Genomic DNA, 20,730 nt, shown 5'->3' on the forward strand with positions numbered 1-20,730 from the left:
AAAAGGGCTTTTTACATTGAATATCACATCTAGGAGTTGCTTGTATGTATTTTTTAATAAATTTATTGGGCTTGTTTGTGGTGATGGGAGTTGTATTTCTGTGTTCTCCCCAAAAGAAAGAAGTTAAATGGAAAGCGATTTTCTCCCTTGTTGTAGTCGAATTGCTCATAACCTGGTTTATGTTGGGAACAGATATTGGCAGCTGGGTTATTAATCAAATCGCAGCATTCTTTACGTGGTTAATTGCCTGTGCGAGTGAAGGGATTGCGTTTGTATTTCCGAGTGCCATGGCAAATGAGACAATAGACTTTTTCTTCAGTGCTCTGCTGCCGATTATTTTCATTGTGACGTTTTTTGATATTTTATCTTATTTTGGTATTTTGACATGGATTATTGATAAGGTGGGCTGGCTCATTTCCAAGGTTTCAAGAATGCCCAAACTAGAAAGCTTTTTCTCGATTCAAATGATGTTCTTAGGTAACACGGAAGCACTAGCGGTGATTCGGAACCAACTTTCAGTGTTAAAAGATTATCGATTACTTACCTTTGGTATTATGAGTATGAGTAGTATCAGCGGCTCAATAATAGGTGCGTATTTATCCATGGTTCCAGCTACCTACGTTTTTAGTGCCATTCCATTGAACTGTTTAAATGCTCTCATTGTTGTCAGTATCTTAAATCCGATCACTGTCCCAAAAGAAGAAGATATCATATATGAACCGCCAAAGTCGGAGAAAAAGGACTTCTTCTCAACGATATCAAACAGTATGTTGGTTGGAATGAATATGGTAATCGTAATTTTAGCAATGGTTATTGGATATGTAGCGTTAACAGCTGCTCTTAATGGAATATTAGGGGTGTTTATCGAGGGTCTTACGATACAAAAAATCTTTTCTTTTATCTTTAGTCCATTTGCCTTCTTGCTCGGCTTACCTGTTAAGGATGCCCTTTATGTAGCTCAGTTAATGGGAATAAAATTAGCAACGAATGAATTTGTCGCCATGATGGACTTGAAAAATCAATTGGATACATTGTCACCGCATACAGTTGCTGTTGCAACGACATTTTTAACATCGTTTGCCAATTTTAGTACGGTGGGGATGATTTATGGAACATTTAATTCAGTTCTAGGGGAGGGAAAATCTGCAATTATTGGTAGGAACGTATGGAAGCTTCTCGTCAGCGGAATTGCAGTTTCATTGTTAAGTGCGATGATTGTTGGATTGTTTGTCTGGAATTAAAAAACCTGAAAGTGACTTGTCACTTTCAGGTTTTTTTTAGATTAGTCTTCTACAATATCTTTACGATTTTTCTTGAATATCTTAGATAATACTTCATAAACAATTGGGACAATAATTAGTGTTAATAACGTTGAACTTGCTAAACCGCCGATTACGGTAATACCTAGACCCTTCGAGATTAAACCACCGCCGCCAGAGCCAATGGCTAATGGAATTAATGCTCCAATTGTTGCAATAGCTGTCATAAGGATTGGTCGCAGACGAGTTGCTCCAGCTTCTAATACAGCTTCACGCATCGTCAGACCATCACGTTCCATATGAATAATCCGGTCTACGAGTACAATCGCATTCGTAACAACGATACCGATTAACATCAACAGACCCATCATGACAGATACGGAAATGGTTTCACCTGCAATTAATAAACCAACAAATGAACCAATCACTGCAAATGGTAATGAGAATAAAATGGCAAACGGTGCGACACCTTCGCGGAAGGTTACAACTAGGATAAAGTAAACAATCGCAATCGCCGCGAGCATGGCCATACCAAGCTGTGTAAATGTTTCCGTCATATCTGCCTGAACTCCGGCAACGCCAATGGTAACACCTTTCGGTAAATCTAATTTATCAATTTCTTTGTCTACCTCAGCAGTAGCTTTAGAAATATCCTCATCAAGGATGGTTCCTGAAACCGTTGCATAGTATTCACCTTTGCTGCGTGCAAGGGTATTTAATGTTGTACCTTTTTCAACTGTTACCAGTTCTGAAAGCGGCATTGTCGTACCCAGTGCTGTTGGTACTTGTGTTGCTAGAATATCGTCAATAGATTTTGGCTGAGCAGCTTGTTCCTGCTGAACGATAACTTCTAATACATTACCGTCCTTTTCAACCGTTGTTAATACATCTTGAGTTTTTGTTGGGTTTAACATCATGACGATTTGACCCGTTGTTAAACCATACTGAAGTAATTCATCTTGTTCTACTTTGAATGTATACTCAACGTATGCTTCCTCAGCACTTGAAGAAACATCTTCTAGGCGGTCATTTTTACTCAGAACGCCTTCTACCATTTTTACAGCTTCATTTAGTTTATCTAAATCTTCACTGTAAAAAGTGTAGCTAACTTCATTAGTTGACATCGACATAGCAGCAAAGTTTTGACTCTTCCATTCGCCGGATTGTCCTATGTTAAACACATATTCTTCAATTTCTTCACGGACTTCAGGGAAGTTATCCATTTCTGGGTCAAAGATTAAGTACATTAACGCACCATCTCCGCCGCCGCCCATCATCGCGGCCATTGGATCTCCACTTTCGGTTACAGATATCTGAACGATGTCGATATCCTCACGTTTTAGCATTTCTTCTTCTACTGCTTCAACGTTTGCTAATGTTTCATCCTCTAGCTCGCCAGCTTTTGGTGTGTACGTTAAGTACATAACCTTTTCTTCTTCACTGCCCATAAAGCTAAAACCGATTAATGGTGTTAACGCCAAACTGCCTGCTAGCAAAACAATCGCAGTAACGGAGGTAATTACCTTATGGTTAAGTGTCCATCTAAGAATGCCTTTGTACCAGTTAGCCAATTTGCCGGCCTCTTTATGGCTGCTTTCTGTTTTTTCGCTATATAACTTTTTCTTAAATAAGAAGTGTGACAACGCAGGAACGATTGTAATCGCAACAATTAATGAAGCACCAAGAGCAAAGGTCATGGTTAATGCGAACGGCGTGAATAGCTCACCGACCATACCGCCAACAAAGATAAGAGGTGCAAATACTGCAACAGTTACTAATGTTGATGACAGGATTGGTTTGAACATTTCGATTGTCGCTTCACGGACAAGCGCACGACCTGATAATTTTTCTTCTTTTAAATGAAGACGTCGATATATATTTTCAACTACAACGATTGAGTCATCGATTACACGGCCGATGGCAACCGTAACGGCACCGAGCGTCATAATATTGAGAGTAATCTCCATCCAGTTAAGAAGCAGGAATGCCATAAAAATAGAAACTGGAATCGACACAATGGAAATAATAGTTGATTTAATATCACGTAGGAATAAAAGGATAATTAAAACGGCAATTAAACCACCAAATAGTGCTTTTTCAACCATCGTTTTAACCGATTCTTCGATTGGTGCACCTTGGTCGAGTGATACATCGATGACAAGACCATCAATTTTTTCCTTTTGTTCCTCGATTAAGTCCTTCACACTGTTTACAACATCTACAGTGTTTGCTTCTTGACCTTTTACAATTTGAATGGCAATTGCATTTTCACCATTCGTACGCGAAATCGATTGTACTTTACCAATTACTTCAATTGCAGCAATGTCGCTAAGCTTCACAAATGGTGAAGGTTGTGTTGTTGAAGGTGTTACAGGAATAAGCATTTCCTTTAATTCATCAGCGGTCATGAACTTTCCATCTATTGCTACAGCTTGTTCGCCTTCTTCAAATTCGTAAAGACCTAATGAAACCGCTAGGTCACTTGCTTGTATCATTTGTTTGACAGTATCTTCTTTTAAGCCATATTGAGCCATTTTTGCTTCGTCATACGTAAGCTGAACTTCTTCAATATGTTGACCTGTAATGGTTGCAGAGGCAACACCATCAATTTTCTCGATTTTTGGAAGAATGATATCCTCAACGGTTGACGTCAATTCAACTATGTCCTCTGTTGTACTGCTTATACTAAGTGCGACAACCGGCATCATATTCATGCTAATAGCAGTAATAATTGGTTCCTGTGCATTTTCTGGCAGCTTCACGGCCTCTAAAGCAGATTTTAATGCACGGTTCGCTTCATCCATATCTTCACCGTATTCATATTCCACCTGCATACTAGCCATGTTAGCATTTGAATTGGAATAAACGGATTTTACACCTTTTAAATTTTCTATCGCTTTTTCTAAAGGTTTGGAGACATCTTCCATTACTTGTTCTGGAGTTGCCCCAGGATATACATCCATTACCATTAAGTATGGAATTGAAATATCTGGTATTGTCTCCATATTCATTTTTGTACCTGAATAAATACCAGATACCGTAATAATGATTGTAAGTAACCATACTGCTAGTTTGTTTCCTAGAACAAAGTTGACTAAACCTTTCACACTTCCACCTACCCTTAATTGACTTATCTAACCCATTTACTTATAATACTGACTAACCGGTCATCTGTCAATGATTGAACCTAGGAGTGAAGAATAAACGATGAAAAAACAATTGATTATGGAAAAGGCAATAGAACTCTTTGCTAAACAGGGTTTTGAAGCTACATCTGTCCAACAAATAACAGAACATTGCGGTATTTCTAAAGGTGCTTTTTATCTATCTTTCAAGTCAAAAGATGAATTAATTATCGAGATAATCGATCACTTTATGATTCAATTCACCTCTGAAATTGACTATCTAGTCAGAAGTGCAAGAGATGAAGAAAATCTTCTATATAATTTTTATTATGCGATATTCAACTCATTTCAAAAGCATTCTGATTTTGGAAAAATATTAATCAAGGAGCAGTCTCGTTCTTTTAATGAGGATTTCATCGTGAAAATGCGTTACTACGACAGATTAATGGATAAAACGATTCTTTCGATGGTAGAGCGTTTGTATGAGGATGATAAAGTAAGAGAGATAAAATATGACTTAGTATTTTGTATCAAAGGCTTTATGAGTATGTATTCTCAGCTATTTTTGTTTTATAATGTACCATTAGATTTGGATTTGTTATCAACATCATTGGTGGAAAAAACAAATCTGCTTGCTAGAAACTCCACACTTCCTTTTATTTCAAAAGGGCTAATCGAGGTGTTTGAAGAGCCGCCATTAGAAGATTTAACAAAAGAACAGATTCTATTACTAATGGATCAAGAAATAAAAGAAATGGAAGAGTCAGTAGAAAAGGAATCTTTAGTACTGTTAAAACAGCAGTTGCATGAACCAACATTTGGCCGAGCAATTATTAAGGGATTACTAGAAAATATTCGAAATCATCCCCAAACCAAATGGATTTCTTATTTACTGGGTAGTTTTTTTAATATGTAGGCTGTGTTAAAGGATACTGTTGATTTAAGAACCTGTTGATTTGTGCGGAAGGCGCGAGACTCCTGCAGGAGGACGGGACAGGGGAGACCCCGCAGGCGCTTTAGCGCCGAGGAGGCTTCCCGAACCGCCTGCGGAAAGCGAAGCGCCTCGGACAGGCAGAGATCGCCTGTCCCTGCGGTGATTATTCGATGAAGCATTCCTTAATGGTGCACAAATCAACAGCCTACTTTAACACAGCCAATTTGTAGACTTAAAGGTGGGCTAACGGTGTTTATTTTAACAGAGGCTGCAAAAGCAGAAATACAAAACCGCATGGAATTATCAGATTCTGCTAAGTTTATCCGATTACAAATGCGTAAAAGTTGTTTCATGAAAGTGAAATTGACATTGGAGAATTCAATTCAGGAAAATGATAGCGAGATAATAAAAGATGACCTGCATTTCATCATTGACAAAGGTGAACGTCATTATTTTCGTGATAAAAAACTGGATTTTATACCGGATCAAACAGGTTTTAAACAGTTTGAAGTAATTTAATATCCTAAAAAGAGCTCATTCAAAAAAAGATGAGCTCTTTTTATTTTGCAATAGAAATGCAGCTTACTTTGTAAGAATATTGAATTCAATTTTATTGACATACTAGTAGTTGCAAGGTAGTATAAATACATCGATTAGATATTTACGAACGCCGTTCGACAATGGCGAATGAAAGAAGGAAGATGATGTCTGAACGTTTAATTCAATCGATTGAAAGGGCAGCGGATGTCCTTGAATTGTTTTTGACCACCAGTCCAGAACTAAGTGTTAAAGAGATAAGTGAAAAACTTCAATTATCAAAAAGCACCGTTCATGGAATTATTAAGACTTTGGAACATAGAGGTTATTTGCAGCAGAATCCAGAGGATTTGAAGTATAGGTTGGGGATTAAACTTTTCACACTAGGTAACTTTGTTGGTAAACATCTCGATATTGGTAACATAGCAAGACCAATAATTAGTGATTTAGCAAATGAATTAAATGAAACCGTTCACTTAGTTACATTACAGCGCGATGAAGTTGTTTATATTGAAAAGGTAGAAGGTCCAAGAGCTCTTACTATTTACTCTCATATTGGAAAAAGAGCACCCGTTCATTGTACAGGTGTGGGGAAGGCAATACTTGCTCATCTGAGTGAAAAAGACGTGGATAGGCTGTTATCAGAAGCAAGTTTAGAAGCATTTACAGAGTACACGCTGACAGATGTTCATGAAATAAAAAAACATTTAGTTTCTGTTCGTGAGACTGGGTATGCTGTCGATGATGAAGAGATCGAGTTAGGGCTGAAATGTATCGCCGCACCGATATTCAATCATAAAGGAAATGTAATCGCTTCAATTAGCTGTGCCGCTCCTAAAATGAGACTGGATGAAGAAATGCTTCCTAAAGTAATAGCGGGGATTAAGAGGGCTGCATCTGAGATTTCAAGATCGTTAGGTTATAAAGGTAATGTCTTTTAAAAAGAAGCTAGAGTAAGAAAAACATACAAAAATAAAGTGATTTCTAGGAGGAGAAGTATTTTGTCAAAAGTTAAAGTAGCTGTTCTTGGCTCAGGTAACATTGGTACAGATTTAATGATTAAGCTTGGTCGTTCGCAAATTTTAGAATTGACTGCAGTAATTGGGATTGACCCACAATCTGACGGTTTACGCCGTGCTAGAGAAATGGGGTATGCAGGGGTTTCTACAGGGATTGATGGATTTCTAGCTGATCCTGAATTAAAAGCGGATATCGTTTTTGATGCAACTTCTGCAAAAGCTCATCTTTATAATGCAAAAGTGTTAAAAGAAGCAGGTATTAAAGTAATAGATATGACACCAGCTGCTGTTGGTCCATATGTATGTGCGGCAGTTAATATTGACGAGCATTTAGAAAAGGAAAATATCAATTTAATTACATGCGGCGGACAGGCTACAATTCCAATGGTCCATGCCGTAAACCGTGTAAGTCCAGTAGAGTATGCTGAAATCGTTGCGACCATTTCAAGTAAAAGTGCTGGCCCTGGAACTCGTGCTAATATCGATGAATTTACCGAAACAACTTCCCGTGCGATTGAAGTAGTCGGTGGAGCGAAAAAAGGGAAAGCAATTATGATATTAAACCCTGCTGAACCTCCAATTATGATGCGCGATACAGTGTATACCCTTGTAGAAGAAGGGAAAATGGACGAAGAAGGTATTAGAAGATCCATTGCAGAAATGACAGAAGTCGTTCAATCCTATGTTCCAGGCTATCAGCTCCGTACGGAACCTATTTTCGAAGGTAATAAAGTAACAATCTTTATTCAAGTAGAGGGTGCCGGTGATTACCTGCCAAAATACTCAGGAAACCTTGATATTATGACAGCTGCTGGTGTAAAGATTGCTGAAGAGTTTGCTAAAAACCTATTAAAGAAAGAAACAGTTTAAGCTGTAGAAAGGGGAAAATAAAATGACAAACGAAAGAGATATTCTAATCACTGAGGTTGCCTTACGAGATGGAAGTCATGCAGTCTCTCATCAGTTTACAGTAGATCAAGTACTAAAAGTCGCAAAAGCATTGAATGATGCGAACGTTCCATATATCGAAGTCTCTCATGGTGATGGTTTAGCGGGATCTTCATTACAGTATGGACTTTCACACACAAATGAAATGGAATTAATTGAAGCAGCAGTTTCCGTTGCAGATAAGTCGAAAATTGCTGTCCTCTTATTGCCAGGTATCGGTACGTTGCATGATTTGAAAGAAGCAGCTAATTTAGGAGCAAAGATGGCTCGTATTGCAACACATGTAACAGAAGCGGACGTGGCTCCACAGCATATTGCTTATGCGAAAGAACTAGGTATGGAGACGGTTGGCTTTTTAATGATGAACCATATGGCTCCAGTTGAAAAACTAGTTGAACAAGCTAAATTGATGGAAAGCTATGGAGCAGATTCGGTCTACGTAGTAGACTCTGCAGGTTACTTGCTTCCAGGTCAAGTTCGCGAACGAATTCGTGCGCTTAAACAATCTGTAGGCATCAACATTGGTTTCCATGGTCATAACAACTTATCTCTTGCGATGGCAAATACACTTGTAGCAATTGAAGAAGGAGCTACTCGTATTGACGGAAGTGTTCGCTGCTTAGGAGCAGGTGCCGGTAATACACAAACAGAAGTATTAGTAGCCGTTTGTGAACGGATGGGAATTAAAACTGGAGTGGATTTATATAAAATGATGGATTTAGCTGAAGACATTATTGCACCACTTTTACCAGTGCCACAAGAAATTACAAAAGACAGCCTCACACTAGGGTATGCTGGTGTTTACTCAAGCTTTGCCCTGCACTCAAAACGTGCGGCTGAAAGATATGGCGTAGATTCTCGTGATATTTTAATTGAACTAGGCAAACGTAAAGTGGTTGGCGGTCAAGAGGATATGATCGTTGAAGTAGCAGCGGAAATTGCGAAAAACAAGAATCGCTAATCATAAATAGATTAATAGATTTAATGAGGGGCAAAAATACAATTAAAAGTTTAGTGAAGTGAGAACTCGATATCTTGCTTCACTAAAAAATTGATATGTTTGGAAACGCTTTAGGATTTATTCAAGTAGTTCCTTCATGTAGAGTTATGCATCCCAGGGGTAGAGGAGAAATATCATGGAATTAGTCATTATACTATTAGCACTCGGAATGTTGATGTTTATCGCATATCGAGGATTCACAGTTATCATTTTTGCACCTATTTGTGCGTTATTTGCTGTACTTTTAACCGAACCTGGATGGATTCTGCCTTTTTACTCGAATGTATTTATGGGGAAAATGGTTGAATACATACAGCTTTATTTTCCAATCTTCTTGTTAGGAGCCATTTTTGGTAAAGTAGTAGAAATGTCTGGACTTGCTAAAACAATCGCTTCTACTATTGTCCAAGTCGTTGGTCAAAAAAGGGGAATGTTAGCAATTGTTTTACTTGCCGCTATCTTAACTTATAGTGGAATTAGCTTAGTGGTGGTAGCATTCGCAGTCTATCCATTTGCTGCACATCTTTTCAGAGAATCAAATATTCCAAAGCGTTTAATTCCGGGTACAATTGCACTTGGTTCATTCACTTTTACAATGGATGCATTACCTGGTTCACCGCAAGTACAAAACGTAATTCCAACAAGCTTCTTTAAAACAGATCTTTACGCTGCACCTACGCTTGGGATTATCGGAGCCATTTTTATCTTCGTCCTTGGAATGTGGTATTTGAACTCTCGCCGTATTAAAGCAGAAAAAGCTGGGGAAGGCTATGACAGCTTCGGTACAATTAAGGAAGACAAAGAAGTTACAATTAATTTAGATGAACAAGAGAGTATCGGCCGTAAGATATTAGCTTTTGTTCCAGTTTTATTAGTAGCAGTTTTAAACAAAGTATTAACAACGATTATTCCACAATGGTATCCAAATGGTTTCGACTTCGAATCCATTGGAATGAGTTTTCCTAGCATTGAAACTTCAAAAGTTATTGGAATTTGGTCGGTTGAAATAGCTCTTTTAGTCGGTATTATCGCGACTATTCTTTATAATCGCAAACCTGTTATGATGAATTTCAAAGATGGAATGAAGGTCGGAGTAGCAGGTGCGCTTCTTGCTATTATGAACTCAGCAACAGAATATGGATTTGGAGCTGTTATTTCAAATTTACCTGGTTTTTCTATCGCAAGAGATGGGATTGCCAAAGTATTTGGTCATCCATTGCTAAATGGAGCTGTTACAACCAATATTCTTTCTGCTATCTCTGGTTCAGCGTCTGCCGGTATTGCCATCACTCTTGGTATGATGTCAGAAAAATATATTGAACTAGCAAATCAATTTGATATTCCGCTCGAAGTAATGCACCGTGTCATCTCAATGGCTTCCGGTGGTATGGATACACTGCCGCATAACGGTGCGGTTATTACCTTATTAGCAATAACAGGGTTAACACATAAGCAGTCTTACCGTGATATTTTTGCTATCACTATTATTAAAACCATCGCTGCTTTCTTCGTCATTGCTGTTTATCTGTTAACTGGCATCGTTTAAGCCAAAAAATAGTAAACGATCGTAAGCAAGTAGACAAAGTCTAAAATGGACAAGTCTACTTGCTTTTTTTATTCAATGACTCCTGATTCTGTAATCTTTACCTCTGATTTTATCTTGACTACAAGGTTTTTATACTGATTCTCTCTCCAATCCTTAAAATCAAAATTTCTCGTCTGTGTTTTTACAAAATGACCAATTCCTATAGGGTCTATTTGTTTATCTTGAAAACGCTGTATCAAGCTATAGCATTCTGTTCTGATGTCCCTTTCAAATTTTTGTTGTAATTCTTGAACATTCTTAGGAGTAAGCTCTTGACCGGTAAACTCATCGATGTTTCCATCAACCTTTATATGAATCGTAACTTCAGCAGGGTTTCTTTTTGTCAATTCGAAATTGTGGGATGAATGAATGCTTCGTACGGCCGCTTCCCCATTTTCTATTTTGACTTGGTGCATACCTTCACTGTATTTGTCTACGAGTAGCTTGAAAAAAAACATTTCCTCCGGTTCAATCAGATCAACCATTTTTCCATGTTTAAGGAGGGATATCCCACTAATTTTCATTTTATTTTTTCCAATTTGTTTCAGTTGCGGAATAAAGGGCGTTTTTCCTTCTTGATAAAAATCACTAAGAAACAGTTCCAGATTTGATTTTGGCAGATCTTCATTTCTGATATTATGTTCCATCAACTTTGAAATATAGGTGGCATTTCCTCTTATACCATATTGTCCAGCAAGTAATTCCTTCGTTTCTCCGTCTACCACGGCTAAATAGAGATCAGACCCAATTGATGGGTCCCTTTGAAAGGCGTCAACCAATGGCAGAATTCCTAATTTTTCGGTTAAGGTCTTACTAAATAAGACCACCTCAAGGCTTCCGGTTACAATTGGATCAGCTGCTTGTCGTTGAATATCCTGCAGAATGGACTTAGAAATCTCAGCTTTTGTCGAGAAGGTATTGTTTTTAGGTGGTTGATCAGGCAGGTAAACGGGAATGACAGCTGTGCCAAGGATGTTTTTTTTGTCAATAAAGTCGAAGCCTATTCCTTCAATTAAGCTAATATCATCTAATACCTCTTTCTTGACACAGCCAATTAGGTTAAGGGCTAGGAAAACAGAGGTAATCAATTTAAGTATGCTTCTCACGATTTCTCACCTTCTTCGCTATTAACGTACCAGCAAACAATAATGGAACGTATATGAAATTGAAGTAAAAACCAACCTTTGCTGTATAATCTGTCAGTATATTAATTTGTCCTCTTGTTGATATCAAACTGGTGGCTATTAAACAAAGAATGGCAATGGCCGGAACCGATGTTTTTTGGCGAATGGAAAATAGCTGTTTGGCTAATCGACTTGCGCACCATAAACAAATACATATATTAGGTAATATCACTAAACCCCAGTTTGAAACTCCAATATACTCAAAGCGTTCAACGAAAGGTAATTTAATAATTTTCCACATTGCTAATGTAGGCCATATGTTTTTTTGCAATTGTGCCTCCGGAAAAAAGCCAAAGGCTAGAATAGCCAAATAGATACAAAGCATTGTTGTATATAATGCGCCAAAGTGAGCCCACTTTTTACTCCTCTCTGGGTTTTGAATAAACGGGTAAAAAAATAATAAGATTTCAAATCCTAATAGGGTAAACGACATATCACGACTAGCATGCAGTAACTCCTTTACCGAATGATCGAAAATTGGAAGGAGATTGGTAAAGTCAGAATACGGAATGATCACAACAAACAATACAGTAATGTAGAATGGTAATATGATCGAAAAAAAGGCAATCCCTGCTACCGTCCTAAAACCCCCAAACACAATATAGATAACTAAAATAAGAAAGGCAAGAGCAAACCAAAATGTTCTTAATTCTGGAAACATCCATGCTTGAACAACCTCTATGTAGCTGCGCAGGATAGTTACGATAAATAAACAAAAGTAAAGGATAAAAAAGCTACTAAAGATTTTACCGATTTTTTTTCCAAGTACAAAGGTATGAATCGAAGTCATATCGCCATCTGCTATTTTTAGCATTTTAAACATCATCCACAAAAGTATATGGACAAACAAACCCGATAGAATGATGGACATCCAAGCATCATATCCTGCGGTTTTAGCGATAAATCTTTGAAATCCCAGAATACCTACCCCTGACTGCATGGTATGAATAAGAAAAAATACGAGAAAAGGAGATATCTTTTTACTATCTGGAACGTTAGAGTTCATATTGGTCCCTCTATTCATCTTCTATATCTTTCTTGTACTTTGCAGCCTTTTTATGAAAACGATTGGGTTGCTTTGTGTTCAGCAGGAATGGTCGTTTTCTTTGTTTATCAAAAGATAACCGTATAAAGGCATCTTTAAGGTCCTGCATCCTAGGAGGGTACAAAGGTTCTAAATAAGGCCTTCCTAGTGAAGTAAGACGAATAAGGTGGGTCAATAAAAAACAAAAGCAGACTACTATTCCCAAGAGTCCCCATAACTCTGCAAAAAGTAAAAAGGGAAAGCGCAGTAATCGAATCGTGTTGCCTATCCTGTAGACTGGGGTTGTAAAGGAAGCGAGTGCTGCTAAGGCAATAAAAATTAATAGAATGTTACTCGTAAGACCAGCTTGGACACTAGCCGTTCCAATAACAATCCCGCCAACGATACCAATTGTCTGACCGACCTTTGTTGGCAATCTTGCTCCTGCTTCTCGTAAAAGCTCAATCGTTAATTCCAGAAATAATGCCTCCAAAATTGGGGGGAAGGGAATGGCTCTACGAGAGGCTACTAAGGTATTCATTAAGTCTTGCGGTATTAATTCATAATGATAACTAAGAGTTGCCACATATACTGGAGTAACCAAAATAGAAAACACAACGGCAAATAAACGAATTAAGCGAAAAAAGGAAGATAGTATCCAATTTAAGTAATAATCCTCAAATGAGCTAAAAAATTCAACCAGTGTTGTGGGTCCTATTAATGCATGTGGTGAACCATCAACGAAAATGGCTACTTTGCCTTCTGCAAGTATGGCAGAAATTCGGTCTGGTCTTTCCGTGTCAAGAAGCTGCGGGAACGGTGAATTTTGATTATCTGAAATAATTTGAACAATATACGAGCTATCTGTAATCTCATCAAATTCAATGCCTTCAATTCGCTGTCGGACTGTATTTACATTCTCAGGATTTGTAATCCCCTCTATGTAAAGAATAGCTACTTTTGTTTTTGAAAGCGTTCCGACTGTTAATTTTTCAATGATTAATTCTTTAATAGGAACTCTTTTTCTTATTAGATTAAGATTTTGGTCAAGTGATTCTACAAAGGACTCCTTGGGACCGATTACGCTGAATTCAACTTCTGGGAGGCTCACGTTTCGCCCAATTTCTTTCCGGGCTCCTAAAAAACAGAACCTGTTTTCTTTACCACTTACAGTTAATAGGACTGATCCGGTAAAGAGCTTATCTTCAATTTGTGAGATGTCCTCCGAAATTTGAATGTCAGCTAGTGGGATAATTTCTTTTGCGTCATCTATTTGCTTGAAATTCTCTTCCAATAAATAAGGAAGTATACTTTCTTGAACGGTTTTTTCATCAATTAAAGTGGCTAAAAACTTTAGAGTAAAAGAAACTTTTGATTTTTGGTTAAAATAATCAATGCATTTATAATCAGCGGATTTGGCTAAAATCTTGTCCAAACTTTCTTTTTCGGCATTTTTGTTTTTAAAAAGATTAAACATACTTCTTCTCCTTTTTTGGAAGAGACTAATATGTAGTGTTTCCAAAATTGGAAAGTTTATGTTTCAGAAGGAGCTTTGTATATTTAATAAAAAACCCATATTATTTGAAAATTTAGTTAAAATAGTATATTATTTAGGTGGATATAGGGATATATGCTCTAATCAACCAATTACAATTCATTTTCAATTTTGAGATTCATTCATTATTAGTCGGTAATGATTTTCTAGATATGTAGATGCTAGAATTTAAGCCAAAATAAGACGTAGGGACACTACGCTTATTTTGGCTTTTTTTATTTATCCAAAAATGGGAGGGAAGGTATTAACATGGATAAGGATGAACTGAAACGATTAAACTTCTTACTTGAAATATATGTCGATGTGAATGTAGATAAAGATTTCTCAGTACTATCAAAAGACACCGATTCATTCTTTATATTAAACATGTCTGGGCAATTAATTTATGTCAATGAAGTCTGCGAAGAGCTTTTGCAATGCTCTAGAAACGAACTAAAGAAAATGAAACTGAGTGATATCTTCATTTCTTCTGCTTTAAGTGAAACTCAAACTTTTTTTATTGAAAAACAACGGGAACAACTTGTGAATTTCGATTCTAAAATTAATTTTAGATCTGGAAATCCGATTGATGTTAATGTAACTACTTTTCCCGTCCTTTTTAATAATGAAGTGGTAGGGAGTTATGTAGTGTTGAAAGATATAACATTGATTAAGAGGGAAAGACAATTACTGTCGGAAAAACGAGCAGCCGCAGGTCAATTAGCTGCTGGGATTGCACATGAAATTCGTAATCCCATTACCGCGATAAAGGGCTTCCTGCAGTTAATAATGGGTGAGCATAAGGGAGAAAAGACCTACTTTAGAATTGTGGAATCAGAGATCAACCGAGTGGAAATGATTCTAAAAGAACTAATGGTTCTTGCAAGGCCTACAAAAATAGATTATAAAAAATTGGATATACGTTCCCTATTAGACAAAGTCTTAACGTTGATGGAGTCGCAGACGCTGTTAAAAAATATTGAAGTGATAAAAAATTTTCATGCTTTAGAGGTAACGATAGTAGGGGACGAGAATCAAATGAAACAAGTGTTTATTAACTATATTAAAAATGCAATTGAAGCAATGAAGGATGGAGGAAAGCTGATCGTTGAAGGGATTCACTTAAATGAAAGCGTTCATATTCGAATTATTGACCATGGCAGTGGGATTCCGCCAGAGATATTAAAACGTATAAACGAACCATTTTTTACAACGAAGGAACATGGCATGGGGCTTGGGATGCAGGTGAGCAATGAAATCATTGAGGAGCATAGTGGAAAAATTAATGTAATCAGTAATACGGAAGGGACGTGTATAGAAGTGATATTACCCACTGCAATCTAAACAATTGCAGTATAGTAAAAATAATGGTAATATAAGATAGTCTAATGTCTTGCAGTCATTAGTTTTATATTCTTTATATTTTACATAAAAATAATACTCGCAAACTGTGTGGTAAATGGAAGAAACTATTCATATAGTCGTCTGAACCGTGGCCTAACTTCTTTTTGAAGTTAGGCCATTTTTAATTTAATAAGGAGGAGGAATACATATTAAATCTAATCAAGAGAATTTGGTCTATCTTAGCAGTACATTTAGTAAATTGCTCAAACGCAGGTTCGGAAAAGGTCCAGAAACCTGTACTGTCATCTTAAAAGGTGATAGATATTACGTGTATATGCGAAATTTTATTACCCCGGCTGAGGAAGTATTAATTAAACAGGATAAGTTTGAATTGGCGATAAAATTTCGTTCTTCCATAATCAATGCAGTAATGGAGGAATATTTACCGGAAGTATCAAAGGTTTTGGGGATTTCTTTTGATGACTTCTTTCATGACTGGAATTATGATAAAAACACAGGAATTCTTCTGTTAGATAATTCTCAATCGGACCATAAGGAGAATATTTATTACAGTTTTGAAAGTAATCTTTTTGCCTTAATAGAAAATGTTGGGTCAAGTTACTATAAAAAACCGGAAAGCTTAAAAGTTGTAAAGTTCACACAAAATATTTGTGCAATTGAATCTAAAGAAGTATTGTTGCCACTAGAGAGATTAGTTTATGAAAAAGGGAATGTGGAATTATTGCTCCATCAGGCTTGTGAAATCAAAAAAGTCTATTGGAGAAACAAAGGACAATTTGAAGGTCTCTTTAATCGTTTAATTGAGGATATGTTTATCATGTGGGACTATAAAAATAATAGAAATTATCTTGTTTTTATCTTTAACAAATTATATACAATGAAATAATTAAAAAAACATGTTGTAATGAAGGACTTCCTAAAATACAATGTGTTTTTTTATGTCTTTATATTAACAAAGCATACTTTCGTACATACTAATTGGATATAACGGCAACCTTCCGATTAAGGAAACGAAGGAGTTAAGCTTTATGACTGACACAAAAAAGGAAGAATATATTAGCAGTTACATAAGCAAGTTGTTAAGAAAAAAATTCGGCAGGGGCCCTCGCAACTGTCAAACTACAATATCCCAAAATTACCTTGTCACTTATATAGGTGGATTTTTATCACCGATGGAGGATATTCTGTTACAGCATGGACAGAGCAAGTACGTCGATCATGCAAGAAACGTGATTATTACCCACCTGCTGGATGAAATAAAAGGAGTAATAAAAATTACTTTTGATGTTGAAGTGGAAGAAAACTACCATGATTGGAATTTTCCAAATAACTCTGGCATTCTTATTTTTGTTTTAGATACGGAAGCAGGTCAGAGAATCAAACCAGATATTGATACCCAAAAATTAGAATTGGAAGTAGGCAGAATCAGCTTATTGGTAGAAAAGGTACCTGATAAAATTATTACCTGCCCGATTTCACCATCCATCTTCCTTATTGAAAGAAGAGGTATTCTTATTCAAATAGAAAAAGCATTAATTGATAAAGGTTTTGAAAACGAACTTAGATTCACTAAAGATGAATTGGAGAAAAGTTATTTTCACCGATATGGCAGGTTTGAAGACATTTTTCATAAATCTGTCAGGGACATTTTTATAGACTGGAACTTTAAGGAAGATAAATCGTTAATGGCTTTTACCTTAAATTCCTAGGAACGAGAGTCTTTCATTAAGAAAGACTCCCTTAGATTTAGAATGGTATGGTTACCGATTATTAAAGTAGACAGACAACGCATTTGAAATGTCATCGTCTTCGCGATTGACGTGAATCGTATAATGATCACCATCAACGGAAGTGATAAAGTCACTGAATCCTTGATTTCGCAAAAAGTCGTCAATATCGGATAGATCTTCACCTTGGGTTTTAAGTGTTTTGCGCCCAACAAAATCCCCATTCACATAAACCTCGTATTGATCTTCATTTAATTTCACATCACTGTTTGAATCAATATCTACATTAATTAACGGTAACATATTATTACCATTACTATTTCTATCAATCATCAAAGAACCTCCTTCTGCGTAATATAGTTACTATTTCCTTGAGATGGTTTGGGTATGAGTATTTCTGTTTAATAAATAGGCTCTGTTAAACTTGGCTGTTGATTTGTGCTCCAGGCGCTTCGCTTTCCGCAGGCGGTTCGGGAAGCCTCCTCGGCGCTAAGAGATAAGCGGGGTCTCCCCTGTCCCGTCCTCCTGCAGGACATTGATTTACTTCCTCGAATCTGCCCACGCACGAAGAAAATGCGATAGCATTTTCGAGGAGTCTCGCGCCTTCCGCACAAATCAACAGCGTGCCAAAATCAATAATTAGCTATAACATAGCCAATAAATGAAAGCTGTCCGATAAACCTGGACAGCCCTTTTGGTGAAAAAGTTAGTTATTATCTTCGTTCTTTGATTTTATTCTGTAAAGTATGCAACTGCTTCATTAACTGCTCATATTCTTCAAGCTCTATCTGACAGGATTGAATAACCTCTGCGACCTTACTGGTAATGGATAACTTATCTGCTCGAGCTTTCTCTTCTAAGTAGATAAATACTTTCCTTTCATCTGCTTTAGACCGTTCTTTCCTAAGCCAGTTATTTGCTTCCATTCGTGAAACCATGGGAGTTAATGTGCCGGTGCCTAAATTCAATTTCTCTCCTAGTTCCTTTACCGTCACTCCGTCCTTTTCCCATAAAGCCAATAAGACTAAATATTGAGGATAAGTTAAACCAAAGGGCTGAAGAGCACTAGAATATAACTTATTAAATTCTCCAGCCGTTTCATAGACCGCAAAGCATAGTTGTTTTTTTAATGTCATAAAGTCTTCCATACAGACCGCCTAACTAAGAAAGTAATTTTTCTAAATCGCTTTCCATTTTAAATGGTTCAGTTGTTGGTGCATAGCGTTCTACAACCTGGCCATTCTGGTCGACAAGAAATTTAGTGAAGTTCCATTTGATGTTTTTGGAAAGCATTCCTTTTTTCTGTTCTTTTAAGAAAGAGAATAACGGATCCGTGTTTTCACCATTTACATCAATTTTTGCGAAAATTGGAAAGGTAACACCGTAATTTAATTGGCAAAACTGAGTGGTTTCATCGATATTATCAAATTCTTGATTATTGAATTGATCACATGGGAATCCTAAAATCTCTAAACCTTGACCCTTGTATTTCTCATATAATTCTTGAAGACCTTTAAATTGGGGAGTTAATCCACATTTGCTGGCAGTATTAACAATTAGTAGGGGTTTACCTTCGTATTCCTTTAGTGATTTTTCCTGACCATTCGTCATTTTTACAGTAAAGTCATATACCGTTGTCATTGTAATTTCCTCCTAATTTAGGGTGGTAAAAATAGTTGTTTTTATTTATTAATCGTGTACGATTCAATCTTACACGATTTAATTGAAATTGGCAATAGACCAAAAAAGCAGTATCCCATTTATGCTGGGATACTGCTTTAATAAATTTTAGCGAATACCTTTCATTAAGCCCTGAATTTTCGGAGCTAATGCAAATAGAATGATACTTAGGACGATCGCTGCACCACCGATAACGCCAAAATACGCCATTTCATTCTCAGGTGAGTAGAATTTAACGACTTGTGCATTAAGGGCTTGAGCCGCTGCGCTTGCTAAGAACCATAAACTCATGGTTTGTGCTGAGAAGGCTGCAGGAGCTAATTTTGTCGTTGCCGATAAACCTACAGGTGACATACACAATTCACCAAATACAACAATTAAATAGCTTAGAACAAGCCACATTGGGCTAACTAAGGAATCCGTACCTCCAAGGTATGCAGGAATAAGAATGACAAGGAATGACAAACCAGCAAATAATAAGGATAATGAGAACTTTTGTGGTATTGTTGGCTGACGTTTTCCTAGTTTAACCCATAACCCAGCGAAGATTGGCGCAAATATGATAATAAATAATGGATTTAAAGATTGGAACCATGCTGGAGAAATGTCGATACCCATCCAATCTAATTGAGTACGTTTGTCTGCATAACTTGCAAGGATTGTTGAGCCTTGTTCTTGAATCGACCAGAACATAACAGCGGCAATAAATAATGGAATATAAGCAATAATACGTGAACGTTCTACAGTTGTAGTTTTAGGGCTGCGGTACATAACGATAAAGTAAATAGTAGGAATTAAGATACCTAGGAAAGTAACAATATTAATAAAGCTTGAGAACGTTAATACTCCCATTGGAATTAAAACAGCACATAAAACAGCTAGAACCACTACACCTAATCCGATGATAGTAAAAGTCTTTTTCTTTTCCGTTTTTGAAAGCGGGTTTGGAACAGTTGTACCTGCAAGACCAAGATTTTTCTTTTTTGTTAGTACAAACATTACTAGTCCAAGGAACATACCAACGGCAGCAATACCAAAGCCTAAGTGGAAGTTATAATCCATAACACTTCCGACAATTAGTGGTGCTAAGAATGCCCCAGCGTTAATTCCCATATAGAAGATTGTAAAACCTGCGTCACGACGATCGTCTGTTTCGCTGTACATTTCACCAACTACGGTAGAAACATTCGGTTTTAACATACCTGTACCAAGAACAATCAATACCATGGATACAAAGAACATGGCTACGCTTCCAGGTATTGCAAGGACAATATGACCAAACATAATCAGTACTCCACCGTAGAATACTGCTTTAGATGTACCAAAGATCCGGTCAGCTAACCAGCCGCCAATGATACCGGACATATAAACCAGTGATCCGTAAATGGACATGATGGAAAGAGCTAAGTTTTCATCGAGCCCTAATCCGCCTTTTGAGACCTCGTAGTACATATAGTAGACTAGGATGGCTCTCATTCCGTAGTAAGAAAAACGCTCCCAGAATTCTGTGAAGAACAGAGTGAATAATCCTTTTGGATGTCCGAAGAAACCTTTCTGAGGGACACTATCCACAATTTTCTGCCTATTATAATTCGACATAATTCTACCTCCCTTTATTATATTATAATACTTTCGATTGTTTTCAATTGTCAAAAACTATTTTTGGTAAATATGATTAGTAAGGCTATTAATATTGGTATAACAGCAATTTTAGTAGTGTTAGAGTGAAAAGAAAGTTTTTTTAAAATAGTATTTCTATTTTGATAAAACAAACTATTGTGAAAACGGTTGCAAGATATTTTATAAATG

Annotated in this window: 18 protein-coding genes; 10 read left to right on the plus strand and 8 right to left on the minus strand. The window is 36.9% G+C overall.

Translation table 11 applies throughout. From position 1 onward, the window contains the following. Positions 1-44 precede the first annotated feature (44 nt). Positions 45-1,241 carry a nucleoside transporter C-terminal domain-containing protein gene (locus QNH48_RS02530; RefSeq protein WP_283953626.1) on the plus strand — a complete coding sequence of 399 codons (1,197 nt, stop codon included), beginning with the start codon at positions 45-47 and terminating at the stop codon, positions 1,239-1,241. Positions 1,242-1,282: 41 nt separating this feature from the next. On the opposite strand, the gene QNH48_RS02535 is transcribed toward QNH48_RS02530, so the two are convergent. Continuing rightward, positions 1,283-4,366, minus strand: a complete 3,084-nt coding sequence (locus QNH48_RS02535; protein WP_283953627.1) for an efflux RND transporter permease subunit — start codon at positions 4,364-4,366, stop codon at positions 1,283-1,285. 100 nt (positions 4,367-4,466) lie between these two features. Between QNH48_RS02535 and QNH48_RS02540 the strand changes: the two genes are divergently transcribed. The 6 genes from QNH48_RS02540 to QNH48_RS02565 all read left to right on the plus strand — a co-directional run bounded on the left by QNH48_RS02540 (position 4,467) and on the right by QNH48_RS02565 (position 10,368). Beyond that, positions 4,467-5,300, plus strand: coding sequence for a TetR/AcrR family transcriptional regulator (locus QNH48_RS02540; protein WP_283953628.1), 834 nt, complete (start codon positions 4,467-4,469; stop codon positions 5,298-5,300). Positions 5,301-5,567: 267 nt separating this feature from the next. After that, entirely contained in the window at positions 5,568-5,837 is a 270-nt protein-coding gene (locus QNH48_RS02545) for an iron-sulfur cluster biosynthesis family protein (protein ID WP_283953629.1), read from the plus strand. Positions 5,838-6,019: 182 nt separating this feature from the next. Then, positions 6,020-6,796, plus strand: coding sequence for an IclR family transcriptional regulator (locus tag QNH48_RS02550; protein WP_349655113.1), 777 nt, complete (start codon positions 6,020-6,022; stop codon positions 6,794-6,796). A 60-nt stretch (positions 6,797-6,856) separates the two neighbouring features. Continuing rightward, positions 6,857-7,744, plus strand: coding sequence for an acetaldehyde dehydrogenase (acetylating) (locus tag QNH48_RS02555; protein ID WP_283953630.1), 888 nt, complete (start codon positions 6,857-6,859; stop codon positions 7,742-7,744). Positions 7,745-7,766: 22 nt separating this feature from the next. After that, complete coding sequence (gene dmpG, locus QNH48_RS02560; RefSeq protein WP_283953631.1) at positions 7,767-8,783, plus strand: 4-hydroxy-2-oxovalerate aldolase; 1,017 nt, start codon at positions 7,767-7,769, stop codon at positions 8,781-8,783. A gap of 175 nt (positions 8,784-8,958) precedes the next feature. After that, positions 8,959-10,368: a GntP family permease gene (locus QNH48_RS02565; RefSeq protein WP_133370809.1), complete on the plus strand. Its 1,410-nt coding sequence runs from the start codon at positions 8,959-8,961 to the stop codon at positions 10,366-10,368. Between the two features lie 68 nt (positions 10,369-10,436). On the opposite strand, the gene QNH48_RS02570 is transcribed toward QNH48_RS02565, so the two are convergent. From QNH48_RS02570 to QNH48_RS02580, 3 genes are read right to left on the minus strand one after another with little or no spacing between them, the layout of a single operon-like run. Further along, positions 10,437-11,513 carry a Ger(x)C family spore germination protein gene (locus QNH48_RS02570; RefSeq protein ID WP_283953632.1) on the minus strand — a complete coding sequence of 359 codons (1,077 nt, stop codon included), beginning with the start codon at positions 11,511-11,513 and terminating at the stop codon, positions 10,437-10,439. Further along, entirely contained in the window at positions 11,497-12,597 is a 1,101-nt protein-coding gene (locus QNH48_RS02575) for a GerAB/ArcD/ProY family transporter (protein WP_283953633.1), read from the minus strand. The genes QNH48_RS02570 and QNH48_RS02575 overlap by 17 nt, the downstream gene beginning before the upstream one ends. A gap of 10 nt (positions 12,598-12,607) precedes the next feature. After that, positions 12,608-14,092: a spore germination protein gene (locus QNH48_RS02580; RefSeq protein ID WP_283953634.1), complete on the minus strand. Its 1,485-nt coding sequence runs from the start codon at positions 14,090-14,092 to the stop codon at positions 12,608-12,610. Between the two features lie 327 nt (positions 14,093-14,419). On the opposite strand from QNH48_RS02580, the gene QNH48_RS02585 reads away from it, so the two are divergent. From QNH48_RS02585 to QNH48_RS02595, 3 genes are all read left to right on the plus strand, one after another. Further along, a complete protein-coding gene (locus tag QNH48_RS02585) occupies positions 14,420-15,493 on the plus strand; it encodes an ATP-binding protein (protein ID WP_283953635.1) in 1,074 nt (357 codons plus the stop codon). Positions 15,494-15,722: 229 nt separating this feature from the next. Next, positions 15,723-16,400: a Na-translocating system protein MpsC family protein gene (locus QNH48_RS02590; RefSeq protein WP_283953636.1), complete on the plus strand. Its 678-nt coding sequence runs from the start codon at positions 15,723-15,725 to the stop codon at positions 16,398-16,400. A gap of 142 nt (positions 16,401-16,542) precedes the next feature. Continuing rightward, on the plus strand, positions 16,543-17,223 hold the full coding sequence (locus QNH48_RS02595; protein ID WP_283953637.1) for a Na-translocating system protein MpsC family protein: 681 nt from the start codon (positions 16,543-16,545) through the stop codon (positions 17,221-17,223). 51 nt (positions 17,224-17,274) lie between these two features. On the opposite strand, the gene QNH48_RS02600 is transcribed toward QNH48_RS02595, so the two are convergent. From QNH48_RS02600 to QNH48_RS02615, 4 genes are all read right to left on the minus strand, one after another. Continuing rightward, complete coding sequence (locus tag QNH48_RS02600; RefSeq protein ID WP_283953638.1) at positions 17,275-17,574, minus strand: hypothetical protein; 300 nt, start codon at positions 17,572-17,574, stop codon at positions 17,275-17,277. A 380-nt stretch (positions 17,575-17,954) separates the two neighbouring features. Beyond that, positions 17,955-18,389, minus strand: a complete 435-nt coding sequence (locus QNH48_RS02605; RefSeq protein WP_283953639.1) for a MarR family winged helix-turn-helix transcriptional regulator — start codon at positions 18,387-18,389, stop codon at positions 17,955-17,957. A 13-nt stretch (positions 18,390-18,402) separates the two neighbouring features. Then, a complete protein-coding gene (locus QNH48_RS02610) occupies positions 18,403-18,882 on the minus strand; it encodes a glutathione peroxidase (RefSeq protein ID WP_283953640.1) in 480 nt (159 codons plus the stop codon). Between the two features lie 147 nt (positions 18,883-19,029). Further along, entirely contained in the window at positions 19,030-20,520 is a 1,491-nt protein-coding gene (locus tag QNH48_RS02615; protein WP_095247971.1) for a peptide MFS transporter, read from the minus strand. Positions 20,521-20,730: the final 210 nt, after the last annotated feature.

It is taken from the genome of Neobacillus sp. YX16, from assembly GCF_030123505.1.
In the GTDB taxonomy this organism is placed as follows: domain Bacteria; phylum Bacillota; class Bacilli; order Bacillales; family Cytobacillaceae; genus Neobacillus.